The 807-nt window shown below is 59.4% G+C and carries 2 protein-coding genes; both read right to left on the bottom strand.

What is annotated here, in order from left to right; translation table 11 throughout:
* Positions 1–16: 16 nt before the first annotated feature.
* Entirely contained in the window at positions 17–556 is a 540-nt protein-coding gene (locus ACEWPJ_RS18615; protein WP_416514538.1) for an IS630 family transposase, read from the bottom strand.
* Positions 557–588: 32 nt separating this feature from the next.
* On the bottom strand, positions 589–690 hold the full coding sequence (locus ACEWPJ_RS18610; protein ID WP_416514536.1) for a hypothetical protein: 102 nt from the start codon (positions 688–690) through the stop codon (positions 589–591).
* Positions 691–807: the final 117 nt, after the last annotated feature.

The raw sequence follows: 807 nt of genomic DNA, 5'->3' as shown, positions 1-807 counted from the left end.
CTAAAGCGTTTCTAAATTAACTTGAGGCATACCCGGCAGCCTTGAAGTAGTTCCAGCATTCGGTTGGATCATAGAGTTCACAGATTTGACCGATTGCTTCGAACACTGATGTGAACGACCGCGCACCGATGCGTCGGAGATGGGCCTTCAGTTTTGAGAATGCTTGTTCGATCGGGTTCAGATCTGGCGAATACGGCGGCAGGTAAAGGAACCAGCAACCGTGTGCCTTGAGGGCGGCAGCGGCCTCTTTGTTGCGGTGGGTGGCGAGGTTGTCGAGGATGACCGCCGTGCCGGGGCCGATTTCGGGGATCAGCACCTCCCGGACATACGCCGCAAAGGCGGGCCCATCCATCGCGCCTTTGATCACCCACGGCGCGATCAACGCATCACCGGTCAAACCCGCGATCAGGGTTTGAGTGCCCCAACTGCCGAACGGCGCATCCGCTTTCAGGCGTTCGCCGCGCGGGGCCCAGCCGCGCAGCCGGGTGAGGTTGGTCTTGACCGCCGTTTCATCCAGAAAGACAACACATTCCGGTGTCCGAGCTATGGCTGGCAGGCGGTGTGAAAACCAATCTTCACGCCGTCGTTTTACCTTGGCGCGGCGGCGCTCGGTGGCCTCCAGCGACTTTTTTTGTGCGTAAAGCCAAGGCGTTTCAACAGATGGCCAATGGCGGAGTGCTGGACCTGCAAGCCAGTGGCATCAGCCAGGGCATCGCGCAGTTCAAACAGGGTGATGTCGGGGTCTTGAGCGATCAATTCCCTGAAGAAGGCTTCATGAGGCGCGAGCTTGCCTGTGCCACGCGGGCG

Origin of the sequence: Aliiroseovarius sp. YM-037 (assembly GCF_048060095.1) — a bacterium.
Lineage (GTDB): Bacteria > Pseudomonadota > Alphaproteobacteria > Rhodobacterales > Rhodobacteraceae > JBLUOA01.
Note: the sequence above shows the minus strand (reverse complement) of the source record. Positions and strands in the feature narration are given on the sequence as shown.